Source organism: Gilliamella sp. M0320 (assembly GCF_016101635.1).
In the GTDB taxonomy this organism is placed as follows: domain Bacteria; phylum Pseudomonadota; class Gammaproteobacteria; order Enterobacterales; family Orbaceae; genus Gilliamella; species Gilliamella apis.
This window is the reverse complement of sequence record NZ_JACFQD010000005.1, coordinates 41,127-60,463: the sequence shown is the minus strand read 5'-3', so window position 1 is coordinate 60,463 and position 19,337 is coordinate 41,127. Positions and strand designations below refer to the sequence as shown.

At 33.1% G+C, this 19,337-nt stretch carries 18 protein-coding genes and 1 riboswitch; of the genes, 9 read left to right on the top strand and 9 right to left on the bottom strand.

What is annotated here, in order from left to right; translation table 11 throughout:
* Positions 1–24: 24 nt before the first annotated feature.
* The 6 genes from cyaY to H3T83_RS07490 all read right to left on the bottom strand — a co-directional run bounded on the left by cyaY (position 25) and on the right by H3T83_RS07490 (position 3,317).
* On the bottom strand, positions 25–336 hold the full coding sequence (gene cyaY / locus H3T83_RS07515; protein ID WP_198215461.1) for an iron donor protein CyaY: 312 nt from the start codon (positions 334–336) through the stop codon (positions 25–27).
* A gap of 102 nt (positions 337–438) precedes the next feature.
* Positions 439–954 carry a surface-adhesin E family protein gene (locus H3T83_RS07510; RefSeq protein WP_198215460.1) on the bottom strand — a complete coding sequence of 172 codons (516 nt, stop codon included), beginning with the start codon at positions 952–954 and terminating at the stop codon, positions 439–441.
* Positions 955–1,752, bottom strand: coding sequence for a hypothetical protein (locus H3T83_RS07505; RefSeq protein WP_065614304.1), 798 nt, complete (start codon positions 1,750–1,752; stop codon positions 955–957).
* 76 nt (positions 1,753–1,828) lie between these two features.
* On the bottom strand, positions 1,829–2,458 hold the full coding sequence (locus tag H3T83_RS07500; protein WP_198215459.1) for a thiamine diphosphokinase: 630 nt from the start codon (positions 2,456–2,458) through the stop codon (positions 1,829–1,831).
* A 21-nt stretch (positions 2,459–2,479) separates the two neighbouring features.
* Positions 2,480–2,941, bottom strand: a complete 462-nt coding sequence (gene rimI / locus H3T83_RS07495) for a ribosomal protein S18-alanine N-acetyltransferase (RefSeq protein ID WP_086354204.1) — start codon at positions 2,939–2,941, stop codon at positions 2,480–2,482.
* Positions 2,916–3,317: a DNA polymerase III subunit psi gene (locus tag H3T83_RS07490; RefSeq protein WP_034901402.1), complete on the bottom strand. Its 402-nt coding sequence runs from the start codon at positions 3,315–3,317 to the stop codon at positions 2,916–2,918. The genes rimI and H3T83_RS07490 overlap by 26 nt, the downstream gene beginning before the upstream one ends.
* Before the next feature lie 86 nt (positions 3,318–3,403).
* On the opposite strand from H3T83_RS07490, the gene rsmC reads away from it, so the two are divergent.
* Positions 3,404–4,444, top strand: a complete 1,041-nt coding sequence (rsmC, locus tag H3T83_RS07485) for a 16S rRNA (guanine(1207)-N(2))-methyltransferase RsmC (protein WP_198215458.1) — start codon at positions 3,404–3,406, stop codon at positions 4,442–4,444.
* Positions 4,445–4,489: 45 nt separating this feature from the next.
* Here rsmC and hemN read toward each other — a convergent pair whose 3' ends face one another.
* Both hemN and yihI read right to left on the bottom strand, forming a co-directional pair.
* Complete coding sequence (gene hemN / locus H3T83_RS07480) at positions 4,490–5,887, bottom strand: oxygen-independent coproporphyrinogen III oxidase (protein WP_086354206.1); 1,398 nt, start codon at positions 5,885–5,887, stop codon at positions 4,490–4,492.
* A 222-nt stretch (positions 5,888–6,109) separates the two neighbouring features.
* Positions 6,110–6,610, bottom strand: coding sequence for a Der GTPase-activating protein YihI (gene yihI, locus H3T83_RS07475; RefSeq protein ID WP_065614299.1), 501 nt, complete (start codon positions 6,608–6,610; stop codon positions 6,110–6,112).
* Between the two features lie 166 nt (positions 6,611–6,776).
* Between yihI and coaA the strand changes: the two genes are divergently transcribed.
* The 8 genes from coaA (at position 6,777) to ndk (ending at position 18,473) form a co-directional block, all read left to right on the top strand.
* Positions 6,777–7,712, top strand: coding sequence for a type I pantothenate kinase (gene coaA, locus H3T83_RS07470; protein ID WP_198215457.1), 936 nt, complete (start codon positions 6,777–6,779; stop codon positions 7,710–7,712).
* 17 nt (positions 7,713–7,729) lie between these two features.
* Positions 7,730–8,185, top strand: a complete 456-nt coding sequence (locus H3T83_RS07465) for a DUF1090 domain-containing protein (RefSeq protein WP_034901394.1) — start codon at positions 7,730–7,732, stop codon at positions 8,183–8,185.
* Between the two features lie 156 nt (positions 8,186–8,341).
* A riboswitch (PreQ1 riboswitch) is annotated at positions 8,342–8,386 on the top strand.
* Between the two features lie 2 nt (positions 8,387–8,388).
* Positions 8,389–8,862, top strand: coding sequence for a preQ(1) synthase (gene queF / locus H3T83_RS07460; protein ID WP_065578003.1), 474 nt, complete (start codon positions 8,389–8,391; stop codon positions 8,860–8,862).
* A 23-nt stretch (positions 8,863–8,885) separates the two neighbouring features.
* Positions 8,886–9,542, top strand: a complete 657-nt coding sequence (queC, locus tag H3T83_RS07455; RefSeq protein WP_198215456.1) for a 7-cyano-7-deazaguanine synthase QueC — start codon at positions 8,886–8,888, stop codon at positions 9,540–9,542.
* Positions 9,543–9,586: 44 nt separating this feature from the next.
* Entirely contained in the window at positions 9,587–10,258 is a 672-nt protein-coding gene (locus tag H3T83_RS07450) for a 7-cyano-7-deazaguanine/7-aminomethyl-7-deazaguanine transporter (protein WP_065614295.1), read from the top strand.
* Between the two features lie 255 nt (positions 10,259–10,513).
* Positions 10,514–15,640 carry an alpha-2-macroglobulin gene (locus H3T83_RS07445; RefSeq protein ID WP_198215455.1) on the top strand — a complete coding sequence of 1,709 codons (5,127 nt, stop codon included), beginning with the start codon at positions 10,514–10,516 and terminating at the stop codon, positions 15,638–15,640.
* A 97-nt stretch (positions 15,641–15,737) separates the two neighbouring features.
* On the top strand, positions 15,738–18,035 hold the full coding sequence (gene pbpC, locus H3T83_RS07440; RefSeq protein ID WP_198215454.1) for a penicillin-binding protein 1C: 2,298 nt from the start codon (positions 15,738–15,740) through the stop codon (positions 18,033–18,035).
* Positions 18,036–18,050: 15 nt separating this feature from the next.
* Positions 18,051–18,473, top strand: a complete 423-nt coding sequence (gene ndk, locus H3T83_RS07435) for a nucleoside-diphosphate kinase (protein ID WP_086357045.1) — start codon at positions 18,051–18,053, stop codon at positions 18,471–18,473.
* A 67-nt stretch (positions 18,474–18,540) separates the two neighbouring features.
* Here the strand turns inward: ndk and H3T83_RS07430 are convergent, their stop codons facing one another.
* Complete coding sequence (locus tag H3T83_RS07430; RefSeq protein WP_086357046.1) at positions 18,541–19,302, bottom strand: DeoR/GlpR family DNA-binding transcription regulator; 762 nt, start codon at positions 19,300–19,302, stop codon at positions 18,541–18,543.
* Positions 19,303–19,337: the final 35 nt, after the last annotated feature.

Genomic DNA, 19,337 nt, shown 5'->3' with positions numbered 1-19,337 from the left:
TAGCTTAGTATCCTTTTTGGATTATTATTGCTCTGATTGCTCTTGTACTGATAAAGCAAATATCTCTTCAAATGATTGATCTGTTCGATTACATATCCATTTGTCATCAATCAAATCAAAATGATAACCTTGCTTTTGTGTTGCTAACCAAACTTGAAAAAGTGGTTCTTGAGTATTAACGATAATTTTACTATTGTTTGGAAAACTAATGGTAATAACGTTGCCGTTAGTTTCATAATCGAGGTCTATATCATGTTCGTCAGCGTATTTATCTAGATATAATTCAATTTGATAAAAAAGTTGATCCGTTAAGGCATGGAATTGCGTGATATTCATATTGATGTGATTACAATTTTGTAGTTAATAAATTGATATTAGCATAAAAAAAAATACTCTGCCACCGCTAGGTGGCAAGTGTAAAAACGAATGAAAATGGAACTAACTGTTTAATGGTAAGGAACAAGCAATAACCATTAATTTATGCTTTTCATCGCCTTTTTCTGCTCTCATCCATCGACTAGGAATATCAATAGTGTTTATCAATTTACCTTCGGCAAAATAGTTCTCGATAAGTTCAATTTTACCTTTTGCAATTTCTTTTTTATCACAATTAGCATAATAATTAATAACTACAGTGTGATATGGTGTTTTTACATTATCAATATTTTGAACTAACGCTGGAACATAATTAGAAACTTCTTTAAAAATACGAATTTTATTGTTATAAGGATGTATTTTTATAGATTTTTTATCAAGATAGGAATAACCAATAGTGTTGTCCTCATCAGTTTTAGATAGAGGTGTAAATTGAGCACCAATTTTAGGATTACTTAGCATTACCTGTACCTCTTTAGCTTGAGAGGCTAATTCAGCTTCAGTAAGTGGTTTCTTTTCTTCTGCATGAGTGATAGCGGTAAAAGAAAAGAGCATTAAAAATAAACATAATTTTTTCATTTAAATTTTATCTCCCTCTTTTGAGCTATTTTCAATTGGTTTATTTTGTTGAGTTTGAGACTGTTTTTCTTGAGCTTCTTTTTGTTCTTTTTCTTGTTGTTTTTTCAATTTATAAGCTTTGATCTTTTCTTGACGCACTTTATCCATCTGTTCATCAAGTGGTTTCATATCAGGGCGATCTTTATAAAGAATGTCTTTCTTAATATCTCCTTGAATAGAACAGAGTATACGGTTTTGATTATCAGTAAAAGTTTCTAAATAAAGAGATTTTTCAATGGTACCAAGTTTGGGGACAACACCATCAATCGAGTAGGGATTATCTTGCCATACTGGTGATTTTGCATTTCGATCATAAATTTTGGCATTGGCAATATAAACATTGTTATTATATTGTAACCATTTTAAATTATTAAGTGTTTTAGTAATTTCCTCTTGGCTATTATCGAAGATAAAGCCCCAATAGTAATATTGTCCCGATAAATTGGTTGGAATATAGATGTTTTGATAGCCAGTTATTGTTAATCCGTGGTATTTAAGAGGTTTTTTGAAATTAACTTTATCTTTATTTTGTTGATAAATTGATTCTACAGGAATATAAGTAACATTATCTGTTGTTGTTAAATCAACATATTCGCTGAATAATTGTTTATTTTCAGCCAATTGTTCAAAAAAATGGTTATCACAAGCGAGAAAACTATCTACTATCTTATCTGTAATGCTTACGGTATCGTTCTGCGCCAGAGCCATGCAAGAAACGAAAGAAGAACAAACAAGCACAGTAAGTTTTTTTATTATCATAAAGCGGTTCCTTTCACCAAAATCACGCTAATTGTTTGTAATAGTATTGTAAAGTAATGTAAATATTTGTGTCAATCTAATTCAAATTATTTTGAACTAAAATTAGTAAGTCACCGTTTTTAAAAGAGATTTCTACTTTATCATTAATGGCTTTGTTACGTAAACTAATGCAGCCGCCAAGAACTAATGTTTGATCTTTTAAGGGGTATTCAAAGCCAGTTATAGTCAAATTAGTTACCGTCGACAATGGCATTAACGAAATAATATGATTTTTTACGTGGTCAATAATCTGATGATGATCAGCGAAGAAAAAATAGCAATAATTGTCATAAAACAACATTTTGAACTGATGATAGTATTGCATAGCTATAGACAAGTTACCTAAGAAATGATCACTAGCTCCACCTGATGCACCATATATTGTAAATTTTGTAACACCTTTACTATTTAAAAATAGTAATGCTTTTTCGAAATCAGGCTTAGATTGATCTGGAGTATGAATAATTTGTGTTTTTGACGGAATTGCCCTAGTTGAGTCAATGCTATCTAAATCTCCGATAATAAAATCAGGTTCAACGGCTGATTTAAATAAATAGCTATGATATGCACCATCAGTACAGGCAATATAAGTATAATCTTTTATATTACTAGGAATATCTTTTGGAGGTTCACCATTGACAAATAGTAGTGCTGTTTTTTGGGGCATGATTATTCCCATTAAATTAATTTATAGTGTTAATGTATAAGCCATAATAATTGCATCTTCTTGATGGCCATCAACAGTTGGATAATAATTTTTTCTGACTGTTATTTGATTAAAGCCAATTGAATGATATAACTCAATTGCTGGCGTGTTAGATTCTCTAACTTCTAACCACAGAGTTGAAATAACCTGTGGTGAGTTTATGGCTGTTAAATTATCAATTAAATGATTTAATAATGCTTTAGCTAATCCCTGTTGTCTATAGGCAGGATGTATTGCAATATTAAATAAAGTTGCTTCATCGGCAACTTGTTGGCAAATACAAAAGCCGACCAGTTTATTATCAACGGTTATTTTAAGATTAATATAACGTTCACCTTGATTTGAAAAAAAAGTTTCTTTAGACCAAGGGATAGGGTGGCATATGAGCTCTAACTCATAAGCTGCCGTTAAATCATGTTCATTCAGGATGGAAATTGTTTTCATATTCACATAACTGCTGCCAAAGTTTACGTTTTTGTTGTGGATCTTTCGCTAGCGAATCTAAATCACTGGTATTTATGGTTAAATTATTTTGCCATGGTTCATTGCTAAGCACATCTATAAACCATGTCACTATTTTCACTTCATCCGCCGAAATAATTAATTGCGAAGGGGTAAGAAATAATACTTGTTCTTCTGTTAAACGGATGGCTTTTAAAATATCGTAATATATTTTTTGTGTTGGTTTTTGTTTAGCAACGACAATTAAACGAATTTTTTCGTCTATATGAGTCGCAAGTTCTCCCTGGAATACGGTCGAATTGCGTAAAACATATTGAGTAATATTACATTGCTTAAGATACCAATCAGTTTGTGTCATTGTCAGATTACGGTTTTACTAGGGATTAAAGAAAGTTAATTGTATAATCTTCGCTTCAATTTATAAAGGTTTTTCATTGAGGCATTATGGCAACATCTGTTTTTACTCCAGCTAGCCAAGTACTTGAACGTCATCAGTCATTTTTTGATGATAAAAATATTCTTATTGCTGGTGATATTCAAGACAATTATCCTGCGATTATTGCAGCAAATATCGTCAAGATTCATTGTTCCCAATATCATACTTTTTTAAGCTTTAAAAATAGTAAACGAGCTAATAACACTATATTTTCGCTCTATCCTGATACATCTTTTTATAGTGATATAAATACCCTCATTTATTATTGGCCTAAAACCAAGAGTGAAGCACAATTTCAGTTATCATATTTATTGAACAATATGCCTAAAGATAGTGATATTTTTATCATTGGTGAAAATCGTTCTGGGGTAAAAAGTGTGGAAGGGCTGTTAAGTAACTTTGGTTCTATCCAAAAAATAGATAGTGCAAGACGATGTGGTTTATATCATTTTCGAGCTGATAGTCGTTTGGCTTTTGAAGTAAAAGACTGGTGGTTTAGTTATCACTTAACGATTGAAAATCAGGATATCGAAATTAAAAGCTTGCCAGGTGTCTTCAGCCAAAAAGCCTTAGATGCAGGAAGTGAGCTGTTATTAAATGCACTTATGGATCATAGTGATATTATCAAAGGAAATATCCTTGATGTCGGTTGCGGCTCGGGCATATTATCAACAGTAATAGGTAAACTAAATCAAGATATAAGCTTAACATTAACTGATGTAAGTAGTGCTGCATTAGAATCAAGTAAAGAGAATTTAGCTGCTAATAACATTGTGGCACGTGTTATTGCTAGTGACGTGTTTTCAGATATAAGCGATAAATATCATTTAATTATCTCTAATCCACCTTTTCACGATGGCAAAGAAACAAGTTATACCGCAGTTAATAAGTTGATTAAGGAAGCAAAAAAACACTTAAAACTAAATGGTTATCTTTGTATTGTGGCAAATTCATTTTTACCATATCAATCGATCTTGGATGAAACATTTAAAAGTGTTGAAATTATTGCTCAAACGACTAAATTTAAGGTTTATTTAGCCAGTCATTAACATTTAAATCAGTATCATTAAATGGTCATGCGTGAATTTATTCAATTAAATCACGCGTGAAAACTGTTGTTGTCGCACCAATCGACGCATATAAATATCAAAACACATGCAAATATTACGAATTAAAAGCTGGCCTTTAGATTGAACATTGATGCTATCTTGATTAACGACAACTAATCCATCTTGTTCTAGTGGTGCAAGTAGTTTTAAATCTTCAGCAAAATAGTCATCAAATTGGATATGGTAATGTTGTTCAATCTGTTTTTTATCAAGCTGAAAATGGCAAATAAGTTGTTTAATAACATCTCGACGTATTTTATCATCACGATTTAAGGTAAATCCTTTCCATAAACCATGTCCTTTTTGTTCTACTTGATCTTGGTAACTTCTTAAATCTTTTTGGTTTTGGGCATAACTGTCTCCCAACATACTTATCGCTGATACACCAAGACCAAGTAAATCGGCATCCCCTTTAGTAGTATAACCTTGAAAGTTGCGATGTAATTTGTTTTGTTGTTGTGCGATAGCTAACTCATCAGTTGGTTTTGCAAAATGATCCATACCTATAAATTGGTAACCAGCGAGAGTCAATTTTTCAATACTGGTTTGTAATATTTTCAATTTCTGACTCGCATTAGGTAAATCATTATCTTTGATCTTACGTTGGGCAGCAAATCGACTAGGTAAATGTGCGTAATTAAAAACACTTAATCTATCAGGTGAAATATCAATCACTTTATTTAATGTTTCGGTGAAACTTTCAACAGTTTGCTTAGGTAATCCGTAAATTAAATCTAGACTAATAGAACGAAAGTTATTTTTTCTTGCTTGGGTAATTAGTGAACGGATCAAGTTTTCATCTTGCTCGCGATTAATTAAATTTTGAATTTCATGATTGAAATCTTGGATCCCCATACTTAACCGATTAAAGCCAACATTAGCTAGATGATCAATCGTTTGTGGACTTATTTCTCTTGGATCTATTTCAATGGATAGTTCGGCATCTTGAGCAAAGTTAAAGTGTTTTTTGATCGATGAGAGCAAGCGGCTAATTTCAGCATCAGTTAAAAAAGTAGGGGTGCCGCCGCCCCAATGCATTTGTGTTACAGTCCGGTTTTTAAATAATCTGGACTGTTTAGCGATCTCGATATCTAATACATCAAGGTATTTAGTGACTTTGTGGGTTTGTCGTGTAATCAGTTTGTTACAACCACAAAAGTAACAAAGTTTATGGCAAAACGGAATATGTACATACAGCGATAATGGTCGTTCAGGATAAAGGTTGGTCGCTAAAATGAAATCTTGTTCAGTAAACTGTTCGTTAAATTCAAGTGCTGTTGGATAAGAGGTATATCTTGGACCTGAATAGTTATATTTTTCAATTAACGCTTGATCCCATAACTGGGTTTGAATCACATTTTTATTTAATCCTGCGTTTGACATTGTCATTTCCATAACGTTTTGCTGTATTACGTTGTTTTGCTCTTATTTGTGTTTTTAATTTAATGTAATTAGTTTTTTTTAAATATAATAATGTGCAAATAAATAATCCTAAATATAAACCTAGCATAATCAATAGTAGCATGGTGGTATATGACTCTTTATCGTGGTTATTTTGTATATAAGATTATTGATGTTTATAATGCATATTTAACTAAAACTAACTTAATTACGTTTAAGTAGACTGACGATATCTTCTTTGGTTTCTTCTTGCTCATCCTCGAAATCTTCATCTTCATAACCTAATATTTGCATAAGTTTGTCTATACGGTTTAGTTTATTATCAAGATAAGTTTGTTGCTCGTCAGTTAAGATTTTACCTTGCTCTACCAAATCTAGTAATTGATCCAGTTTAGTATCATTTTCAAGTTGTTCTAATTCTTGTTGTGGTGTTAACTTGGCTTTAGTTATTTTGGGTTGATTAATTTTATCTATATTTTTAATAGATGAATTATCATCTATTACCAATGAAATTGGTTTTTTACTGCCAACACGAGGATCTTTTATTGTTTTAGTTGCTTTGTTATTTTGATTGTTATCTTGACCATTAAAACGTGAACCACTCGGTAAACCTTTATGTTTACGTTTGCGCTTTAACTCACGAGATTCTTCATTAATCTCTTGGCGGGTTTTTTTAGGTTTTTGTTTTGATTTATTTTTTAACATACAATCTCAATTTAATATCTGATTATTAACTCACTAAACGTATTTTACCAGTAAGTCATCAATATAGCTATGAGCATGAGATAATACCAATTTATGATTGTAAAAAAATAGATTTAGTATAATCTGAGCCAAATTATTTATATCAGCTAGCAATAGAGAATAAAATATGACAAATCATTTGAGCCCTTACATGCAATTTACCCGACAAGAATGGGCGAGCTTGCGTAATGCGGTACCAATGACTTTAACGCCAGAAGAATTGACTTCATTACAAGGTATTAATGAAGATTTATCCATGGATGAGGTAAGTGAAATTTACTTGCCTTTATCTCGATTACTCAATTATTATATAAGCAACAGTTTTAGCCGCCAGGCAGTGTTATCAAAATTTTTAGGGAAAAGTCAAAAAATACCTTATATTATTGGTATTGCAGGTAGTGTAGCTGTTGGTAAAAGCACTACCGCCCGTGTCCTAAAAGCATTGTTGACTCGTTGGCCAGAGCATCGGAAAGTTGCATTGGTGACAACCGATGGTTTTTTATATCCTAACCGTTATCTTGAAGAACGTGGTATCATGAATAAAAAAGGATTTCCACAATCCTATGATATCAAAAAATTACTTAATTTTGTTGCTGATGTAAAGTCAGGACAAGCAGAAGTTAAGGCGCCCGTTTATTCTCATTTAGTTTACGATATTGTTGAAGATGAACATATTGTTGTTGATAGTCCAGATATTTTAATTCTTGAAGGATTAAATGTTTTACAAGGCACCATAAACTATACTCAAGCTAATAATCGTGTATTTGTTTCTGATTATGTCGATTTTTCGATCTATGTCGATGCACAATTACCGCTATTACACGATTGGTATGTTAACCGATTTTTAAAATTTAGAGCTGGGGCATTTAGTGATCCTAACTCTTACTTTAACCATTATTCAAAGCTTCCAGAGGAAGAGGCCGTGAATATTGCTAACCGCCTTTGGCGAGATATCAATGAATTAAATTTGATTGAAAATATCCTACCAACACGGGAACGAGCAAGTTTAATTTTAACCAAAGGTAAAGATCATAAAGTAGATTGTGTTCAATTAAGAAAATAAACTTAAGGGGAATCAATATGAAATCAGCAATAAGGTTATTAAGTAAGTTAAGCATTATCACTTTAGTTACTGCATTTTCGGTAAATAGTTATGCATCAAGCAATGACGAAAACCAAGGATTAAATTGTGATGCTAAAAAGCAAGCAATTGAAACGAAAATAGAACAAGCCAAAAAAGCGAATAATACCAATGAAGTGACAGGTCTTGAAAAAGCGTTGCAAGAAGTTAATACCAATTGTACTGATGAAACCTTAGAACAAAAATATAAAAGATTAGTAGTTGAAAAAACTAAAGATGTTACAGATAAAACCAAAGAATTAGCTGAAAAAACTAAAGAGTATGCAAAAGATAAAGTTAATGCTCATCAAGATACAATCGATGCATTAAAAGCGAAATTAAATGATGCCGAAAAAGAATTAGCTGATGCTAAAGATAAACTTGCTGATTATTACAAACAATTGACCAGCAAATAATTTATATTTGAATTAAAAAAGTGCTTTCCTCACACTTTTTACCTAAATTCTCAATAAATAAGCACCATTGATCTAGTATTAATGGTGCTTTTTGTTAAGACACGCAACGTTGCTTAAACTGGACTTTTTTATTTAAAAAGAGTATGGTGGGCGCCTAATTACGTGGTTCGTAAACCTCCCACGCTAAAAAACTAAGGAAAAAAATGAGTAATATAACACTACTTGGCGATCAATCCGTTCGCTATCCTACTGACTATTGTCCAGAAATTTTAGAAACATTCGATAATAAACATCCAGAAAATGATTATTTTGTAAAATTTAATTGTCCTGAATTTACCAGTCTTTGTCCGATAACAGGACAACCTGATTTTGCCACTATTTATATTTCGTATGTGCCAAATATTAAAATGGTTGAAAGTAAATCGCTTAAGCTTTACCTATTCAGCTTCCGCAATCATGGTGATTATCATGAAGATTGCATTAATATCATCATGAAAGATCTAATTAAATTGATGGATCCGAAATATATAGAAGTGTGGGGTAAATTTACTCCCCGAGGTGGAATATCTATCGATCCTTATGTTAATTATGGAAAAGCGGGTACTGATTGGCAACAAATAGCTTTGAATCGCTTGGCTAATCATGACCTTTATCCTGAAAAAATCGATAATCGTTAATCTTTCTACTGGATTCGTTAAAAATGCAAAATCGTAAAGCTCTTGTTATCTTTTCAGGTGGCCAAGATTCTACTACTTGTTTATTGCAAGCCATTGCTGATTATGGTCGTGAAAATGTCGAAACCATTAGTTTTCAATATGGTCAACGTCATGCAATTGAACTGAAAAAAGCTAAATGGATTGCTGAAGATCTTGGCGTTAAACAAACGGTGATCGATACTTCGGTGATTAAACAGACCACTAATAATGCTTTGATTGATGACTCGCAAGAAATCAAAGTGGCCAAAGAAGGGGATTACCCGAATACTTTTGTTGACGGTCGTAATATGCTGTTTTTACTTCTAGCTGGATGTTATGCCAAACAACAAGATATTTGCGACATTATTATTGGTGTTTGTGAAACCGATTTTAGTGGCTATCCTGATTGTCGTGATATTTTTATTAAATCAATGAATGTATCGATGAATCTGGCTATGGATTATAACTTTAATCTTATTACACCGCTAATGTATCTCACTAAAGCTCAAACATGGGAGATGGCCGATAAACTTGGTTATTTGGATTATGTCCGAAAATACACCCATACTTGTTATTATGGCGTTGATGGTGGTTGTGGTAAATGTCCTAGCTGTATTCTTCGCGAAAAAGGTTTAAACGAATATCTTAATCATTCAAATTAATTGTAACACTGGGTTCACTTACCCCATTAAAAAAGGAAAAATTTATGTATCTGAACACTAATTCAGAACAAACTAGCCAATTTACTCACGCACAACAAATGAAAGCCCTTGGTTGGCTTTCGTTTTTTCATATTTTGGTTATTGCTTCAAGCAATTATCTGGTACAAATCCCTTTTGATATTTTTGGTTTCCATACCACTTGGGGAGCGTTTACCTTTCCATTTATCTTTTTGACTACCGATTTAACTATTCGGGTCTTTGGCGCGAGTTTAGCGAGGAAGATTATTTTTGTGGTGATGATTCCCGCTTTACTATTTTCTTATTCTATCTCAGTACTGTTTTTTGAAACCCATTGGATGGGATTTTCCGCGTTAGCCGAGTTTAATAGCTTTGTTTTCCGGATTGCTTTAGCGAGTTTTGCCGCTTACTTAGTAGGTCAATTGATGGATATTACCGTGTTTAATTATTTACGTAAAAATAGAGCATGGTGGGTAGCACCTTCTGCTTCTGCAATATTAGGAAATGGTATTGATACTGTAGTCTTTTTTGCTATAGCGTTTTATAAAACTAATGACGAATTTATGGCTACGCATTGGGTTGAAATTGCTACTATCGATTATAGCTTTAAAATTATTATCTGTGGATTATTCTTTTTACCGTTATACGGAATTATTTTAAACTTTATCTTAAAAAAATTGCTTATCAAATCTCAGTAACTTGACTTTAAGTTTACCTACAATTTATTACTTATTCGCTAGTTAGAGTTTATTGACAATATAGTAAATTCTAACTGCCTATTTTTCTTTCTCAAAAAGGCCGTTCCTCAAAATTTTTAACAAAATTCATAACTTAATTATAAAAAAAAATTATAAATCTGATTAAAGAAGTTTTGCTAAACTTTGTCTGAAAGTGCATAATATCGATAAAAAAAACAGTACATTCATTGTAACAGTAAGGGATTAGGTGAAATAATGAGATTGATAAAACACTTAGCGGTGTTAAGTTTATTTTTGATGCTATGCGCTTGTGATAATCAGAAAGATAAAACAGTAGATTCACTACAGGCTGATAAAACTGAGGTAGCAACAGATGTCATTGACAATAAAACCAATGCTGTTGCAACAGAAACTTTAACTGAAGCTGAGGCTGGATCTCATAATGCCTTTAATCCAACACCAGAATTAATTGAAAAGTACAAAGGTAAACAATTAACCGTCATTGATAGCTCTGAAGTTATTATTGATGGTTCAAGTACTTTAGTAGTGACTTTTTCGGTACCTCTTAATCCTAAGTTGAATTTTTCTAATTTACTCAGATTAGTTGATAGAAAAACAGGTAATGTTGATGGGGCATGGGAATTATCCGATAATGGTTTAGAGCTAAAACATCGTTATCTTCAACCAGATCGACAACTGGTTTTAACCATTGATAAATTATTATCAGCTATCAACGACAGTCATTTAGAATCTGTTTACCAAAAAGAAATTACGACTCAAGACCGCCAACCTACAGTAGGTTTTGCAAGCTCGGGTATATTACTACCAAGTAAATCTATGAGCGGATTACCTGTCACAACGCTGAATGTAAATAAAATTGATATTAACTTTTTTAAAATTAAACCAGAAAAATTATCTAAATTAGTGGATGATTTTGGTTTTATTGATTTGCTTTCGATTTGGCGTTCAAAAGAATTGACTAAATATGCTGATTTAGTTTATTCATCAAGATTCGATCTTCATCCAAAACCTAATGCACAAGAAACAGTTTTAGTAAACCTTGCTAATATTGCTGAACTTAATCAAGAAGGTGTTTATATTGCTGTGATGAATGAAGCAGGTATTTATAACGAATCGAATCCAGCAACTTTGTTTTCAATTAGTAATATTGGTGTGTCAGTTCATCGTTATAAAAATGCTAAGATAGCAGTAATGACTCATGGTTTAGATAATGGTAAACCATTAGCAAATATTGATTTATCATTAATGTGTCGTAAAGATGAAAATAGAAAAAAATGTCATACAATTTCAGCAGTAACAGATAAAGATGGTTATGCTGAATTTGACCTAGGTAATAATTATGACTATTCGTTATTAACAGCCAGTGATGGCCAGCAAACTTCGTTTGTTAATATTGATCGTAATGCGCTTAATTTGACTGATTTCAATTTGTCCGGTAGTCCTTTTTATCAAAAACAATTGTTTGTTTTCGGACCTCGTGATCTTTATCGTCCAGAAGAAACCGTCTATTTTAATGCATTATTACGTAATGCTGATGGGCAATCATTACCAGATCAACCTATCATTGTTGATATTCTTTCTCCTGATAGTCGAGTGATTAAAAATTACCAATTAAAAAGTAATGCTGATTTAAATGGGTTATATCAGCAAACGTTTGATATTCCTTATGATGCCGCAACAGGTAAATGGGCAATTCGTTTTAATTTAGGCGATGATGATTATCGTTACTGGAGCTTTAAAGTTGAAGAGTTTTTGCCTGAGCGTATGGCAATGGAAATCAAAAGTACTACAAGCGGGGCGGTTCTTAATAATGAAGATATTAACTTTAATGTTAAAGGTTGGTATTTATATGGTGAACCAGCAATAGGTAACAGTTTAGAAGCTAATCTCTATTTAAAGACCGTCGATTCAGTTACTGGCCTAGCTGACTTCAAAATTGGAAAAGTGACAGACGAAAGCCTATATCGTGAGCTTGATTCTCTTGAAGTTGAGTTGGATGATGATGGTTTAACTCAAATTGAGGTTAGCAAAGATAATTGGTCTGGATTACAGTCTCCTGCTAAATTGGTTTTACAAGCAAGTCTACTTGATTCAGGAGGTCGACCGGTTACACGTTATGCGACACAAACCATATGGCCGGCAGATAAATTACCTGCAATTCGAGCACTATTTGAAGATTCACCATATTATGATTGGAATCAGGATGAATATTATGATCGTCCTACCGTTGACATTGACCATAATGCCGAATTTGAAATTGCTTATATTAATCTTGAAGGTGAAAAGTTAGCTACAAATTCACTAAAAGCTCGGTTGATTCGCGAACGTCGTAATTATTATTGGACTTGGTCAGATGAGGATGGTTGGCGAGTAAACTATAATTCTAGTGAATATATGGTTTCAGAAAATCAATTATCTATTGATGCAGGTAGTACAACAAAAATAAGTTTCCAGCCAACTGATTATGGCTCTTATCGCGTTGAAGTTGTTGATCCTCAAACTAATGTTGTGACAAGTTTCCGTTTTTGGGCTGGTTATGATTGGGAAGATAATACTCGTGGCACAAAATCTGTACGGCCAGATCAAGTTAAGTTAACTATTGATAAACCATCTTATAAAGTTGGCGATATAGCCAGAGTGAATGTTCAGGCACCAGTTGCTGGCTCCGGTTATATCTCTTTAGAAAGTAATGGTGGTACCATTTGGAAAAAATCAATAACTATTGATGAAAATGGTTTAGATGTTGATATTCCAATTGAAAATTGGGGACGACATGACATTTATATTAGTACTATGATAGTTCGTCCATCGACAGATGCTGCTGTACAAACAGTTAAACGAGCAATTGGGTTATTATATTTACCAATTGACACAACAGACCGTCAGTTAAATGTTGCAATCAATGCACCAGCTCAAGTTGAACCAGAAACTACTGTGCCAATAAAAATCAAAATGGATAAAGAATTTATTCAAAAGGATAAAAAAGTCACAGTTTTGGTTTCTGCAGTTGATTCCGGTGTATTAAATATAACTGATTTTGTTACACCCGATCCATATACAGGATTTTTAGGTCGTAAACGCTATGATACCAGTATTTACGATGTTTATGGTAAATTGATTGAAGCTTCAGGTCGTAATGTTAACATGAGCTTTGGTGGTGATGCGATGGGTGCTGGTGGTAAAAAACCATTAAATGACGTCCTAATTGTAGCACAACAACTTGAAACTATTCAGTTAAATGATGAAGGCGAAGGGATAATTAACTTACCATTGCCTGATTTTAATGGTGAACTACGAATTATGGCGCAAGCATGGGATACCAATCGTTTTGGCAGAGCTGAAAAAACGATGAAAGTTGCTGCTCCTGTTATTGCTGAATTAACAACACCTCGATTCTTATCTGGCGGTGATCAAGCGATTTTAGCGTTAGATTTGCATAATTTGACTGGTAGTACGCAAAACATGCAAGTTGAGGTATCAACTAGTGGTTTGCTTCATCAAAATGAAACAAAATCGGTTACTGTAAAACTAGATAGTAAACAGAAAGATATTATTAAGATTCCTGTTGCTGCCGATTACGGTTATGGTAAAGGAACAATAAAGATAGATGTAAAAGGCATTTTGCTTGAAGATAATTCTGATTTCAATATAAGTCGTTCTTGGACAATTGGTATAAGACCTGCATATGCCGCAACTTCAAGATCTTATGTCTCAGCAGTAGATGCAAATGAAAGCTGGCAATTATCAGACCAAGCTTTAACTGGTTTAATCGAAAATACTGTTGAAGGACAGTTAGTGGTCTCTAATCAACCTCCGTTAAATATTGCACAATATATTAAAAGATTATTTGCTTACCCATATGGCTGTTTAGAGCAAACTACGAGTGGCTTATTCCCATCTTTATATGCTAACAGTGAACAACTGGCGCAGTTAGGCATTAAAACTGATTCTGATGAAAAGCGCCGAGAAAAAGTTCAAACAGGTATTTCACGCATTTTATCAATGCAACGTAGTAATGGCAGCTTTGGTTTATGGAGTAACTATAGTGAAGAAGAACATTGGCTAACAGTCTATGCCACAGACTTTTTATTGCAAGCTAAAGAGCGCGGATATCAGGTTAATGATAAAGCGCTTGATGCTGCAATGACGCGTATTGGTCAATATATTTATGATGCCTCTGCATTTAATAATCTTAGTTATTACGGTGATTTAGACGTGCTTGAGTTTAATAAATTATCTATTAAAGCCTATGCGTTGATGATACTTTCTAAACAAGAGAAAATCACTGCAGCAATGCGTAATGAAATTAATTATTTAACCGATAAAATAATAAGCAGTGATACATCATTTATCTACTCACCATTACCATTAGCTCATTTAGCGGTAACAGCAAAATTAAATGGTTATCAGGCAACCTATGACAAATTATTGCCGTTAGTTTTTACTACTCCATATACATATAATGATAGGTGGTTAGGTAATTATGGTAGTACAGTTCGTGATCAGTCATTAATTCTTTCTTTATTGATAGAAAATAATATGGCGCAGAATAATCAAGCAAATTATCTATATAATTTGTCAGATTTATTAAATGATCAACGTTATTTCTCAACACAGGAATTAAATGCGTTATTTATTGCTGGTTGGACATTAGAACAACATAAAAGTGGTAATCAATTCAAAGTTTCAATAAATGGCAAAATTGATGATGTTGATTCAGTTGTTTCTCACTCCTATGATTTTGATGGATTAGCACAAGGATTATCTATTAATAATTCTGCTCATGATGAGCCGCTTTATATTAAATTTTCTGTTACAGGCTATGAAAAAACACCTCCAGCACCAACATCGCAAGATGGTTTTTTAACTATTAAGCGTACCTATTATGATTTACAAGGTAAAGAGATAATACCATCGAATATAGAAGTAGGTTCAATGATGGTTGTCGTTTTAGATGTAACAGCTCAAAAAGCTGTGCATGATGCCTTAATTGTTGATTTCTTACCTGCAGGTTTGGAGCTAGAAAATCAAAATCTTGCTAATAGCAGTGTAAATTTATCAACAATTCCATGGGTTGCTGATTTATTAAAAAATGAGGATATTAACGAGATTAAATATCAGGAATTTAGAGATGATAGATATGTTGCTGCGGTGAATATCAATACCTATGTCAATGAAAATAAATATCGTAAACGCGTTGCTTATTTAGTTAGAGCAGTGACTACTGGTGATTACATGATTCCTTATCCTTATGTTGAGTCTATGTATCGACCAGATCGGTTTGCTATAGGACAATCACTTGATTTGATGACAATATCCAGTCCTAGTAAAAAGGATAACAATGAAGAAGGTGATAAGTAATTTCACCATTACATTTTATAAAATGATTATTCCGCCAATATAGTTGGCGGAATTTTTTATTTCTAAATAAATTTAGCTGGATAATATAATAACGATAATGAAAAAGTGCTTTTATAAACTATTTAAATTCTTATTGATATTACTAGTTTTATTCGTTGGCAGCTTTTTTGTTGCTGATTATCTTTTTCCATTATCTGTTTCACAAAATAAAACTACGCAGACTGTTATCGCTGAAGATGAAACGCCATTATGGCGATTTGCTGATAAAAATGGTATTTGGCGTTATTCAGTTAGTCTTGATGAAGTTCCTGACTATTATCTAGACGTTTTATTAAATTATGAAGATCGTTATTTTTACGATCATATTGGTATTAACCCAATTTCTTTACTACGTGCTGCTTGGCAAAATATAACAAATGATAAAATTATTTCTGGTGGCAGCACTATTTCAATGCAAGTGGCTCGGTTATTATATCCTCATGATCGAACACTGCTTGGTAAGTTAAAACAGATTTTTCGTACTTTTCAATTAGAATTACATTATAGTAAAAAAGAAATTCTAACTTTATATATTAATCATGCACCTTATGGTGGCACGATCGAAGGCATAGGGGCTGCAAGCTGGTCTTATTTTGGTAAACAACCCAAAGCATTAACCCGTAGTGAAGCTGTTTTATTAGCCGTTTTACCTCAAGCTCCTAGTCGATTACGACCTGATCGGTTTCCTGAAAGAGCTAAGCAAGCGCGTAACAAAGTCCTAGATAGATTGGCTGAATATCAAATATGGTCAAATGATTTGATTGAACAAGTCCGACGAGATGAGGTTTGGGTTTATCCACGAAAGACTCCGCAGTTGGCTCCATTATTAGCTTATCGACTAAAACAGCAATATCCTAATGAGGATATTATACATTCAACCATTGATGTGTCTATCCAGTATAATTTAGAAGATTTAGCGATTAACCGTAAAAAACAGTTACCTCCTAAAACATCACTGGCTATTTTAGTTGTTGACCATACTGATATGACTGTAAAAGGCTATGTAGGTTCTGCTGATTTTAATGATAAAGAACGTTTTGGCCAGATTGATATGATTAGTTCATTACGTTCTCCTGGTTCTACATTAAAACCATTTATTTATGCCTTTGCTATTGATGAGGGTATGATTCATTCTGAATCTTTATTGCAAGATGTTCCTCGTATAACGTCAGATTATCGACCAACTAATTTTGATGAAGGTTTTTATGGCCCTGTTAGCGCATCAGAGGCATTAAGTAAATCACTGAATCTACCAGCAGTTCAGTTAATTGAATTATATGGTCCAAAGCGATTTACCGCCAAACTGGCTGGTATTGGTTTACCCTTATCCTCTATTGCTAATGAACCAAATATTTCTTATATATTAGGTGGCGCTTCGTTAAAAATGGATAATCTTGTTAGTGCTTACAGTGCCTTTGCTCGGCATGGTGAGGTGAGTCCGTTACGATTTACTCAAAAAGAACCTTTAATAAATAAACCACTTATTTCTGATGGTAGCGCTTGGATAACAAGACAAATGCTAATTAATAGTAATTTATTAGCATATAAAACTGGTACCAGTTATGGTTATCGGGATGCTTGGGCAATTGGAATCAATCCAAGGTACTTAATCGGTGTTTGGGTAGGGCGACCAGACGGTACTCCTGTTCCTGGACAATATGGTTCAATGTCAGCAATGCCAATTTTACAGCAAGTGAATTCAATATTATTAAACAGAGAAACTCGTTTGAATCGACCTATTATTGATAATGAAATGCCTAAATCAGTTTCTTCTATGAAAATCTGCTGGCCATTAGGACAACCTCTTCCAGAATCGGATGCGAATTGTCATCGGCAAAAAACAGCATGGGTATTGGATAAAATGGTACCACCAACATTAAGTACTTATAGCGAATTGAAAAACAACATTTACCGTTCTGGTTGGATAAATATTTGGGTAAATGAACGAGGTGAACGTGTCGCAGCTGATTGTTTAGGTGCACAAAAAAAACAGGTAGCATTATGGCCTGTTTCATTAGAAAATTGGTTACTAACTAAAGAACGAAGGAAATCAATATTACCTCCAATAGATAAAACATGTCCTGTAATGGGTAAGGATATCTTTTCTTCTCTCAATATTGTTGGGCTACGTGATAAACAATTGATTAGAGCTTTACCAGGATTTAATCAAGTGACTGTTGATCTAATTCCAGAAGGTGGTTATGGTGAAAAATGGTGGTTTTTAGATGGGGATTTAGTAGCTAATTCCCATAATAATGAAAAAATTGCTTTAACAGTGACCAAAAAGGGGATACATCGTTTATTATTATTAGATGAAAGTGGTCAAATTGTTCGATTAACTTTTATATCAGATTAATAAAGGAATTCTCATATGGCTATACAACGCACATTATCAATCATTAAGCCCAATGCAGTTAACAAACAAGTCATAGGTGAGATTGAAACTCGAATATCAAAAGCAAAACTCAAAATCATTGCTATGAAAATGATTAAGCTGACAAAGTCTCAAGCTGAAGGCTTTTATGCTGAACATCAAAATAAGCCTTTTTTTGATAAATTAGTTAATTTTATGATTTCTGGTCCAATAGTTGTACAAGTGCTTGAAGGTGAAGATGCCATCTACCAATATCGCCAATTAATGGGACCTACCGATTTAAGTAACGCTGAGCGAGGAACATTAAGAGCTGATTTTGCCGATAACACCACAGAAAATGCAGTACATGGTTCAGACTCTATTTCATCCGCCGAAAGAGAAATTGCCTATTTTTTTGTAGATAGTGAAATAGTTGGATAATTGTAGAATAAGGCAAATATCACAGATAAATGAATTTTATTTTTTATTGATTTATCTGTGAAATATATTAACTGGCAATATGTAACTTAAATGGTTGGCTTTGAAGATTTTGTACTGTTTCAGTATCTAAATGGTTATCGGTAATAATATCGGTAAAACGATTGAGTGGTATAGAGGTAAATAAAGAATAAGAATTGTATTTACTGCTATCTGCGACAAGTACTACTTTATCCGCCTTTTGAGCAAATCCTGCTTTAATTAATGCTTTGTCTTCAGTTGGTGCAGTTACACCTTTACTTAAACTCCATGAATTACAACTTACAAATGCAATATCAGGATTAATTTGTAGTAGCAATGAACGTCCATGTTCACCGATGCATGATTGACTACTATCATCAATTTTACCGCCAATGATGGTCACTTCAATCTGTTTAAACTCAGATAAAAAAAGAGCAATATGCAAATCTGATGTAATAACTCTGACAGGCATTTGGGTAATTCTTTTAGCAATTTCCAAAGTTGTTGTCCCAGCATCAAGCGCTATTGAGTCTCCAGCTTTTATTAGTTCGGCTGCAACATCTGCAATAAGCTGTTTTTCATTAAAATTTTTATGAATTTTTTCAGATGTAGTTGGTTGACTAGGAATAAAACGATTTAGAGTAACCCCTCCATGAGTTCGACTAATTACTCCTTGTTGATCTAATTTAATTAAATCACGACGAATTGTGGCAGGAGAGGCTTCAGTAGCTATAACTAACTCTTCGACTGTGACTAAGTTATGAATCTTAAGATAATCCATGATTTGATCAAGTCGATTGTATTTACCCACTGAAAATTCTCCTTTTTGTTTTGCTATGTTTATTA

Bases quoted from the DNA above. Each gene is read 5' to 3' on its own strand.
- cyaY (WP_198215461.1), bottom strand. From the start codon at position 336: ATGAATATCACGCAATTCCATGCCTTAACGGATCAACTTTTTTATCAA.
- H3T83_RS07510 (WP_198215460.1), bottom strand. From the start codon at position 954: ATGAAAAAATTATGTTTATTTTTAATGCTCTTTTCTTTTACCGCTATC.
- H3T83_RS07505 (WP_065614304.1), bottom strand. From the start codon at position 1,752: ATGATAATAAAAAAACTTACTGTGCTTGTTTGTTCTTCTTTCGTTTCT.
- H3T83_RS07500 (WP_198215459.1), bottom strand. From the start codon at position 2,458: ATGCCCCAAAAAACAGCACTACTATTTGTCAATGGTGAACCTCCAAAA.
- rimI (WP_086354204.1), bottom strand. From the start codon at position 2,941: ATGAAAACAATTTCCATCCTGAATGAACATGATTTAACGGCAGCTTAT.
- H3T83_RS07490 (WP_034901402.1), bottom strand. From the start codon at position 3,317: ATGACACAAACTGATTGGTATCTTAAGCAATGTAATATTACTCAATAT.
- rsmC (WP_198215458.1), top strand. From the start codon at position 3,404: ATGGCAACATCTGTTTTTACTCCAGCTAGCCAAGTACTTGAACGTCAT.
- hemN (WP_086354206.1), bottom strand. From the start codon at position 5,887: ATGTCAAACGCAGGATTAAATAAAAATGTGATTCAAACCCAGTTATGG.
- yihI (WP_065614299.1), bottom strand. From the start codon at position 6,610: ATGTTAAAAAATAAATCAAAACAAAAACCTAAAAAAACCCGCCAAGAG.
- coaA (WP_198215457.1), top strand. From the start codon at position 6,777: ATGACAAATCATTTGAGCCCTTACATGCAATTTACCCGACAAGAATGG.
- H3T83_RS07465 (WP_034901394.1), top strand. From the start codon at position 7,730: ATGAAATCAGCAATAAGGTTATTAAGTAAGTTAAGCATTATCACTTTA.
- queF (WP_065578003.1), top strand. From the start codon at position 8,389: ATGAGTAATATAACACTACTTGGCGATCAATCCGTTCGCTATCCTACT.
- queC (WP_198215456.1), top strand. From the start codon at position 8,886: ATGCAAAATCGTAAAGCTCTTGTTATCTTTTCAGGTGGCCAAGATTCT.
- H3T83_RS07450 (WP_065614295.1), top strand. From the start codon at position 9,587: ATGTATCTGAACACTAATTCAGAACAAACTAGCCAATTTACTCACGCA.
- H3T83_RS07445 (WP_198215455.1), top strand. From the start codon at position 10,514: ATGAGATTGATAAAACACTTAGCGGTGTTAAGTTTATTTTTGATGCTA.
- pbpC (WP_198215454.1), top strand. From the start codon at position 15,738: ATGAAAAAGTGCTTTTATAAACTATTTAAATTCTTATTGATATTACTA.
- ndk (WP_086357045.1), top strand. From the start codon at position 18,051: ATGGCTATACAACGCACATTATCAATCATTAAGCCCAATGCAGTTAAC.